At 55.2% G+C, this 8,314-nt stretch carries 9 protein-coding genes; 2 read left to right on the top strand and 7 right to left on the bottom strand.

Annotation, left to right across the window (positions count from 1 at the left end; translation table 11 throughout):
- Positions 1–195, top strand: a 195-nt coding sequence (locus JRI95_14985; GenBank protein MBW2062848.1) for a hypothetical protein, incomplete at its 5' end; no start/stop codon positions are given.
- A 42-nt stretch (positions 196–237) separates the two neighbouring features.
- Here the strand turns inward: JRI95_14985 and JRI95_14980 are convergent.
- From JRI95_14980 to JRI95_14950, 7 genes are all read right to left on the bottom strand, one after another.
- Positions 238–783 carry a DUF4178 domain-containing protein gene (locus tag JRI95_14980; protein ID MBW2062847.1) on the bottom strand — a complete coding sequence of 182 codons (546 nt, stop codon included), beginning with the start codon at positions 781–783 and terminating at the stop codon, positions 238–240.
- Positions 784–813: 30 nt separating this feature from the next.
- Positions 814–1,521 carry a PspA/IM30 family protein gene (locus JRI95_14975; protein ID MBW2062846.1) on the bottom strand — a complete coding sequence of 236 codons (708 nt, stop codon included), beginning with the start codon at positions 1,519–1,521 and terminating at the stop codon, positions 814–816.
- A 40-nt stretch (positions 1,522–1,561) separates the two neighbouring features.
- Positions 1,562–1,957: a YbjN domain-containing protein gene (locus JRI95_14970; protein MBW2062845.1), complete on the bottom strand. Its 396-nt coding sequence runs from the start codon at positions 1,955–1,957 to the stop codon at positions 1,562–1,564.
- Between the two features lie 83 nt (positions 1,958–2,040).
- A complete protein-coding gene (locus JRI95_14965; GenBank protein MBW2062844.1) occupies positions 2,041–3,069 on the bottom strand; it encodes an NAD-binding protein in 1,029 nt (342 codons plus the stop codon).
- Between the two features lie 121 nt (positions 3,070–3,190).
- Entirely contained in the window at positions 3,191–4,609 is a 1,419-nt protein-coding gene (locus tag JRI95_14960) for a sigma-54-dependent Fis family transcriptional regulator (GenBank protein MBW2062843.1), read from the bottom strand.
- Between the two features lie 2 nt (positions 4,610–4,611).
- Positions 4,612–6,354: a PAS domain S-box protein gene (locus JRI95_14955; protein ID MBW2062842.1), complete on the bottom strand. Its 1,743-nt coding sequence runs from the start codon at positions 6,352–6,354 to the stop codon at positions 4,612–4,614.
- 257 nt (positions 6,355–6,611) lie between these two features.
- Positions 6,612–6,935 (bottom strand): hypothetical protein, encoded by a 324-nt coding sequence (locus JRI95_14950; protein ID MBW2062841.1) that lies wholly within the window; start codon positions 6,933–6,935, stop codon positions 6,612–6,614.
- A gap of 284 nt (positions 6,936–7,219) precedes the next feature.
- On the opposite strand from JRI95_14950, the gene JRI95_14945 reads away from it, so the two are divergent.
- A partial coding sequence (locus JRI95_14945; GenBank protein MBW2062840.1) for a CoA-binding protein occupies positions 7,220–8,314 on the top strand: 1,095 nt, incomplete at its 3' end.

Genomic DNA, 8,314 nt, shown 5'->3' with positions numbered 1-8,314 from the left:
ATGTGGCAAACCGGTTTGCGTTCTAACCAGTCGTTGCAGGTGACATCAAAACCACTACGCGCTTTTGCCGCCATTGAACTCAGGCGTTCTAAGGATAATTATCCAAACATGGATTATTTTGAAGCCGAGATTTTCCAGTATACCCTGATCAAATCAAAACTTGCTTTTGTCTGCGGGCAGGGAGGAGGAACATAAAAGATGTTGTATCACGGTCTAGAGGTGTTCATCTGACCGCCCCTACTCCTCCCGGGGCAGGATATTCGTAAACTGGTACTCCTCCACTCTTTCGCCCACCGATGCCTCGAAATCCGTTTCCCCCCACTGCTCGATATCCAGGAGTTTTTTACCAGAGTCATCCCTGTAGCTCCAGCGGATGAATTCCTGGCCCGGGCCCTGCTCGTCCTTGAAATAATGGCCCCCGCCGGTTTCGTCCAGGTAAAAGGTCACGCTGTCAAAGACAATCTCCTCAGGTGGGTCCTCATGTTCCAGGATATGGTCCTTGAGGCCCGGTCCCAGCCGGCCGAAGGGGATCTTTCGGTTCAGGCTCCAGAACTCCTCGTCGTCTGACTCCATTTCCAGGTACACGGTTTCCTCTTCGTTTTTGAGCTGCCATTCGCGGGTGACGTCTCCCTGGCCGAAGTCGTAATAATTGGCAGCGGTGACCTCCCAGGTCTTGAGGTCATAGTCCACGAAGTACCCTTTTTTCAGGTTGGACAGGGTCAGGTCCTTGAGCGGGTCCGGTTTTGGCGGCTGCTTTTTTTTGAAAAGGTCCTTAAAGCCCATGATTTCACCGGTTCATTCCATGAGGACTTTTTAACTGATCCCCATTTTTTCTTTAAGTTCGATAAGATGCACCGAAGGGGTGGCGGGGTTGCTGCCGCTTTCAAGGGCGGCGTTGATCTCGTCGTCCACGTTTCGATCTATGGCGGCCATCTCTCCGTAAGCCACGGCCAGGGATTCGTCCTCCTCCACCTTCTGCTTCATCTTTTCCAGCATGGCGATAGTCCCGGAGGAATCAATATTGACGATCTGCTGGTTGATTTTTTTCGTGGCCGCGGCTGTCTTGGACCGGGCCTTGAGCGTTACCAGGTCGTTTTCATAGGTGGTAATGGTTGATTTGATCTTGTTGACGTTGGATTGAAGCTGGCTGGCCATTTGTTCGTGCCGGTCCGCCTCCTGGGAGAGCCTGATGGCCTCCTGCGCGGCCTCCTCTTTTTTGTTTAAGGCCTCGGTGGCCAGTCGCTCCGCGTCGGCTTGATCCACTTCGCCGTTCTGCATCTTCTGGAGCAGCATCATGGCCTTGCGTTCGTAATCAGCGACCCGTTTCTTGTGGTTTTCCGATTCTCTCCGGGTGCGAAGGGCGATGCCTTTAACCTCAGCCAGGCTGGTCATGGCGCCCTGAAGGTCCTTTTTGAGGTCCCGGATGCCCTGTTCGGTCATTCTGATGGGGTCTTCGACCTTATCCAGCACGGCATGAGCCTCAGCCTGACCCACCTTCATAAGACGTTTAAAAATGGACATAATGTCATACCTCCTTAAGGTAGATAAAAAGCGGACAGTTCTATTTATCGGCGTAATTGATTAGTTCGGAACTAAACTCGACCAGGGCCAGGCCCAAGGCCTGGATGGAGGCCTCGAGTTCGTTGCGGTCAATGTTTTCGAGCTGAAGTGTATCCCGGAAAAGGATGAGTTCGGCCTTATCATCCAGCACGAAGGCGCCATGGACCAGTTCGCGATTCATCTGTAGCAGGCGTTTGAACAGGTCCCCCGGCTGTTTTGATACCTTCATGATCACCTGCTCCAGGACCAGGATCGGCTCTTCGCAGTCAATGACCATGTGATTGATGCCGTTATCCTCATCATTGACCACCACCAGCTCTTCAGCCGGGTCCTCATTGACAATAAGGACTCCCATGTCAAAGAGGTACTCCTTTACCAGTTCAAATTTCTCGGACATAACCACCTCCCGATTTGTACTGTTTTTTGGATTATTATCTCTTAGTAGAGAGCATTTTGAAAATGTTTTCCTCCAACGCCGCCTCATTTCAACTCAGGTCTGGACGAGGCAATGAGCACGAGGTGATCATCGCTATTGACCTTGTATTCGCAGTCCGGGTTGGCGAGCAGCTGCCGGCCGTTCGCGTTTTCTACGCCCAGGCACAGGACGTCGTTGTTTTTCTTCAGTTCACACATTATATCAAAAAAAGTCTGTCCTGCCAGGTGCGGCGGCACCCTGACCTTATACAGGTCGCTCCCATAGCGAGTGCTGACCAGCTCGGTGATAATCCTGGTAATACCGTGGTCGAGCGCCGCCTGGACGAGCAGGTTGGTGCTCAGTTCGCCCACCACGATGATTTCATCCGCTTTGGCCCGCTGGCAGTGGTCTATATTCTTGGAATGCATCAGCTCGACACAGGCGTAAACATCAGGATACAGGCTCTTGATGGTCAGGGTGTTCAGGATGGTTTTGGCGTCGCGGGCGTAAGCGTCCAGGTTTTCATCTGAAAGAATGATCGCCACCTGCGCCTCTCCGATATTGGCCCTGTCCAGAGCGTCCGGCTCAACCTCGCCGCGGATGAATTGAAGATCAGGATCGTCCAGCGGTTTTTCCGGTATCTCCGCAATGAGTACGATTGGTTTCTTCTTGCTCTTGATGTCGGCGCGAAGTTCGGCCACAATTGCAGGTCCCCGGAAGTTCCAGCCGCAGATCACAAAATGCTGACTCACTTTTCTCGTTTTCATACCCTTGTCTTCCTTCAGTTTATGTTCGACGAAAACACCCGCCACCGTGGCGGTAAAGACACCCAGCAGACCAATCCCTAAAATCATGACTCCAAAGCCTACGATGCGGCCGCCGATGGTCGTGGGGGAGATATCCCCATAACCCACGGTCGTTACGGTGACGACCGTCCACCACAGGGAGTCGAGGAATCCCATGTCTGTTTCAAACAAGGAAAAGGTAGCGCTGCCCAGGAGAACCAGAAGGACCAGGATCAAGGCCACGCGGTGCAGCTGCTCCCGGCGAATCAGGTGGAGAAAAGGTTGCAGGAATTGTAAGACAGTGTGCATGGCTGCTTTTTCAGGACATTAAGTTGCAAGGACAATACAGTTTCGGCATCCCTGAACATCATATAGGAAAATGTATCACGAGAGAACTAAAAAAACGAGGCTTGAAAGCCACCGGTGTCAATCACTTTGATGCGGAACGCTCATCTGCAGCCAGACCTGCGTCCAGACCGTGGGTCTGGATTTTGTTAATCAGGGAGCGGCGGCTGATGCCTAATTTTTTAGCGGCCTGGGTGCGGTTTTGGCCGGTTTTTTCCAGTGTGCGTTTAATGATGATCCGTTCGGTCTGGGCGGTGACCTCCTTGATGGCAACCCTTAAGTCAAGCTGATCTTCAGGCACGGCCACGTGGATACCGCTGGATGAGGCCGGGGCCGGACTAAAAGGGAGGTCGTCCGGGGTAATGACCGGCCCTTCTGACATAATGGCGGCCTGCTCGATGACATTGATCAGCTCGCGCACGTTGCCCGGCCAGTGGTACTCAGTCAGGGCCCTCACCGCCTCGGCCGAAAGCCTTTTCGGACCGAGGTTGTTCTTTTCCCTGACCTTGGCCAGAAAATGCGGGGCTAGAAGGGGAATATCCTCGATGCGCTCCTTAAGGTCGGGAAGGTTAAGCTGGATGACGTTGAGCCGGTAATAAAGGTCTTCCCTGAAACGGCCCGCGCTGATTTCCTCCTGGAGGTCCTTATTGGTGGCGGCCATGAGCCTCAAGTCCACCGGCCGGGTCGCGGCCTCACCCAGCCGCCGAATCTCCTCTTCCTGGACGGCCCGCAGGATTTTAACCTGCAGGTCCAACGGCAGTTCGCTGACCTCGTCAAGGAAAAGGGTCCCGCCGTTCGCCTCCTCAAAGAGGCCCTTTTTGGCCCGGTCCGCACCGGAAAACGCCCCTTTGACATACCCGAAGAACTCGCTTTCGAGCAGGCTGCCTGGCACTGCCCCGCAGTTGATGGCTATAAAGGGCTTCTGGCGGCGCGGGCTGTTGAAGTGGATGGATTTGGCGGCCAGTTCCTTGCCTGTGCCGCTGCCGCCGGTTATAAGCACGGTCGTTTTGGTTTCAGCCACCTTGGCGATGATCTCGAAGACCCGTTCCATGGAGGCCGAATGACCGATGAAGTTGGAAAAGTCGTACTTTTCCTGAACCTCGGCCCGAAGCTGCCGGTTTTCCGCCAGTATCTCCCGCCTCTCCAGCGCCTTCTCCAGGACAATGAGGATCTCATCCTCGCGAAAGGGCTTGGAGATGTAGTCGTAAGCGCCCTGCTTCATGGCCTCGATGGCGGTTTCGACCGTGGAGAAGGCCGTGATGATGATCACGGTCAGGTCCGGGTCTTGCTCCTTGAGGCGGCGCAGGAGATCAAGACCATCCATGCCCGGCATGCGCAGGTCGGTCACGACCACGTCAAAGGACATCTGGCCGATCAGTTCCAGGGCCTCATGAGCGCTGGCCGCGGTCTCGGTCTGATAGCCCTTTTTGGAGAGCATGATGGTCAAGATCTTCCGGATGTGTTCTTCGTCGTCAACGACGAGAATGCGTGGGGCTGAAGGCATGGTTAGGGTTCCTCTGGCTGAGATGAGGCTGGCAGGTTGATGCTGAAAGTGGCGCCCCGGCCGGGCCTGCTTTCAAAGGCAATGCTGCCATTGTAGCTTTCCACGATTTTATAACAGATGGACAGGCCCAGGCCGGTGCCTTCACCCACGGATTTGGTGGTGAAGAAGGGGTCGAAGATGCGGCCCTTGATTTCATCCGGGATGCCCGGGCCGGAGTCGGCCAGCCGAATCTGAACCTGTCCTTCCTGAAAAGCGGTCGTAATCTCCAGGCTGCCGCTGCCTTGCATGGCCTGAGCCGCGTTGAGGGCGATATTAATGATTATCTGGGCCAGGTGATCCCGGTCCATGTTGACTGCGGGCAGGTCGTCATCCAGGTTGAGTTTGAGGTCCAGACCTCTGAAAGCGCGCTGCGAGGTGAGCATGGACATGACGGTGCGCACGGTCTCTGCCACCTTCAGCTCCGAACGGATACCGGCTGAAGGCCGGGAGTAGTCAAGCAGGTTTTCGATGATGCGCTGGATACGCGTCGCCTGGCTGGCAATCCCCTCGAGATATTCCCGGGCCTCGGGCTCAAACGTCTCGCCGCTTTGAAGAATCTGAGTGTATCCGGAGATGGCGCTCAAAGGATTACCGATTTCGTGGGCGACCCCGGCGGCCAGGATGCCGATACTGGCGAGTTTTTCTGAGTGAAAGAGCTGTTTCTCCAGCTGCTTGCGTTCGGTAATGTCCCTGGCCAGAACGAGATAGTTCGCATCCTGGCTCCGGTCGGCCTCAAGTCTGGAAATGCTGAGCAGCACGTCGCGGCGGCCGTGAGCCGGGCTTTGCATGGCCAGTTCCAGGACCTGTGTGGTTTGAGCCTGGAGCTGTTCAGCCAGGCCTTGAGCCTGGCGGGGTTCGGAGACAAGCTCGGACAGCGGCCGGCTGACGAGCGTCTCCTTGTCATAACCCCATTCCTCGACCTTGCGATTGACGTAAGTAATCAGGCCCTCAAAATCCAGGGTGAAGATGACGTCATTGGCCGTTTCGAGCAGGCTTTCCAGGTAGAGGCTCGTCTCGCGAGCCTGGCGCTCGGATGCCTTGAGACGCAGGTTGGCCTGAGCCAGCTCATCCAGCAGCCGTAAGTTGGCCAGGGTGGCCGCCGCCTGATCCGAGATAATGGTCAGGACGCGGACCTCGCTTTCCTGAAAAGGTTGTGAGACCGGCCGGCTCAGAGAGAAAAGGCCGACCGTCCTGTCCCGGGCCACAAGCGGCAGGAAGAGGCGGGAGGGTGATTCCGGCGAGGACTCGTGCCGCGCCTCCTGATCAGGTGCTGGCAGGATGACGGGTTTCCTTAACCGGGCGGCCTCAGAGGCCGGGCCCTCATCAAGGGGAATGACCTCGGCCTCATTATTTTCAAAATAGCGGCTCTCGTCCTTCAGCGCGGCGAATGAGGCCTTGATTCGGAGTTCCTTGTCAGCAGGGTCCAGGAGTAAAAGGTCCAGCCGATCCAGCGTGACTTCATGAGCCACAATGTCCACCAGCTCGAGGCAGAGTTCTTTGAGGTCCAGGGAGGCGCGCATGGAATCGCTGATGCGGCGTATGAGAGACAGCTCTTCGATCCGGGTATCGTATAGCTCGTATATCTCAGTCAGCGTCTTCTGATAGATGTCCAGCCTGGCCTTGAGCTCGGCGATCTGGCCCTCAGGAGACTTGTTCTCCCCCTCAGAACCCTCTACCTTGATGGTGTCATCCTCTTGGAAGCCCATGATATCGTTTCTCGTGAGACACGGCTTTCATGCTGGAGTGATATTTTTTTGCCTTTCAACTATCGCTTATTATATACAAATGCAGGAAGTTGTGGCGAAAAATTTTTTTTAGTACGAATTGAAGAGCGGAAATGAGCGATCATTATGAGGGGAAAGGCTGAGTCTGCCGCGTCCGAGAGGCCCTGGCCGTCTTCAGCCGAGAAGGCCGGGTTTTTCCGAGTGCGAAATAAGCTATTGGAAGCGCCAGGGTCAGGGTTTTAAGTTGAATCGGACGCGAAGGGGTCCTGTTTTGGGGATTTTCCCTGGTCGAACCATTCCGTAAGTTTTTCCAGCAGGACTCCAGCGGTTTTTTCTGAAAGATTGATCGCGTCCCTCTTGCGAAAGAGGCCGCGAAACTTCTGATAACGCCTCAAACCGGCCTTGGGCGGTCCGAATTCGCCGGTACGGCGGTCCCGCTCTCGAAAAAGAAACAGAATCGTGGTCCAGGCTCCCCGGTTCAGGACGATCTTCTCAAGCTCTTCGATGACCAGGATGCCGTCTTCTTCGTAGTTGATCGTGATTTCATCAATGCTTTCAGTCATGGCTTCAGTATAACGGCACCCGGCACTTCCGTCAAGAAATCGCCTTTGAGCCTGTATTTTCAACAGCGCCTGCAGGTTTGTCTTTTCCCGGCAGGCTGCCCCGGGGCTGTCGCTTTCCCTTGATTTTCAAGCCTTTTTAGAATAAACTATAATGTTGTTTGAAAGAAGGCCTAGCCAACCGGCCTGGTTATGAACCTTCAAAGTTCGTTCCCCTGGCCAGGCCTGCCAGATAATATATATTACATGGCTCCTGTTGTCTTCGGCCCTTAATTTGGAGGATTTTCATGGCCATAGAATGCCCCAGTAAGCTGGAACACCTCTGGAGCGTCTCAGAAACCGAGACGGCGACTCCTGACCTGGACCGGCTTTTTTACCCTAAAAACATTGCAGTAGTGGGCGCTTCCCCCAGAGGCGGCGGCTTCATGTGGGGAGGCAACACCTTTATTGAAGGCGCGCTCAAAGAAAACTTCAAAGGCAAAATTTTCCCGGTCCACCCTAAAGCGGAAAATATCCTTGGTATGAAAGCATACAAAAGCATCCGTGAGATTCCCGAGGAAGTGGACTTTGTGATCTTCAGCGTGCCGCATGCGGTCGTCCTGCCGATTATGAAGGACTGTGCGGCCAAGGGTGTTAAATTCGTACATCTCTTCACCGCAGGTTTCAGCGAGACCGGGCGTGAAGAGAACATCGAGATTGAAAAAGAGCTGGTCAGGCTGGCCCGGGAAAGCGGTATCCGGGTCATCGGGCCCAACTGCATGGGGATTTACTGCCCGGAAGGCGGCCTGGCCTGGACCAGGGATTTCCCTCGCACGCCCGGGCCGGTGGGTTTTATTTCCCAGAGCGGTCAACTGGCCGGTCACTTCATCGAGGAAGGCAGGGATTACGGGCTTCGTTTCAGCAAGGTCGTCAGCTATGGCAACGCCAGCGACCTGCAGTGTCACGATTTCCTGAAATATATTGCCCAGGATGAAAAGACCAAAATCATAGGCTTATACATCGAAGGTCTGAAAGACGGGCGGTCCTTTTTTGAAGCGGCCAGGAACATTACCCGCGTAAAGCCCATGGTGGCCTGGAAGGGCGGGCTGACTGAAGGCGGCTCCAGGGCCACCCAGTCTCACACCGCCTCCCTGGCCGGATCCCCGAAAATCTGGCAGGCGCTCTGCAGGCAGTCCGGAATTATCTCGGTCAGCTCCATGGAAGAGCTGATCACCACCCTGGCGGCCCTGCAAAGAGTACCTCTGCCTCACGGCCGAAACGCCGCCATCCTGGGAGGAGCCGGCGGCGGGTCAGTCACCATGACGGACGCGGCGGAGAGAGAAGGGCTGAGCGTGCCTCACCTTACCGAAAAAACGATCCGCTCCCTGGAGGAGTTCGTGCCT

It is taken from the genome of Deltaproteobacteria bacterium (assembly GCA_019308995.1).
Taxonomy (GTDB): domain Bacteria; phylum Desulfobacterota; class Desulfarculia; order Adiutricales; family JAFDHD01; genus JAFDHD01.
This window is presented reverse-complemented; position numbering and strand designations above follow the sequence as displayed.

Excerpts from the sequence above, each read along its gene's own strand:
- JRI95_14980 (MBW2062847.1), bottom strand. The coding sequence starts at position 783 with ATGGGCTTTAAGGACCTTTTCAAAAAAAAGCAGCCGCCAAAACCGGAC.
- JRI95_14975 (MBW2062846.1), bottom strand. The coding sequence starts at position 1,521 with ATGTCCATTTTTAAACGTCTTATGAAGGTGGGTCAGGCTGAGGCTCAT.
- JRI95_14970 (MBW2062845.1), bottom strand. The coding sequence starts at position 1,957 with ATGTCCGAGAAATTTGAACTGGTAAAGGAGTACCTCTTTGACATGGGA.
- JRI95_14965 (MBW2062844.1), bottom strand. The coding sequence starts at position 3,069 with ATGCACACTGTCTTACAATTCCTGCAACCTTTTCTCCACCTGATTCGC.
- JRI95_14960 (MBW2062843.1), bottom strand. The coding sequence starts at position 4,609 with ATGCCTTCAGCCCCACGCATTCTCGTCGTTGACGACGAAGAACACATC.
- JRI95_14955 (MBW2062842.1), bottom strand. The coding sequence starts at position 6,354 with ATGGGCTTCCAAGAGGATGACACCATCAAGGTAGAGGGTTCTGAGGGG.
- JRI95_14950 (MBW2062841.1), bottom strand. The coding sequence starts at position 6,935 with ATGACTGAAAGCATTGATGAAATCACGATCAACTACGAAGAAGACGGC.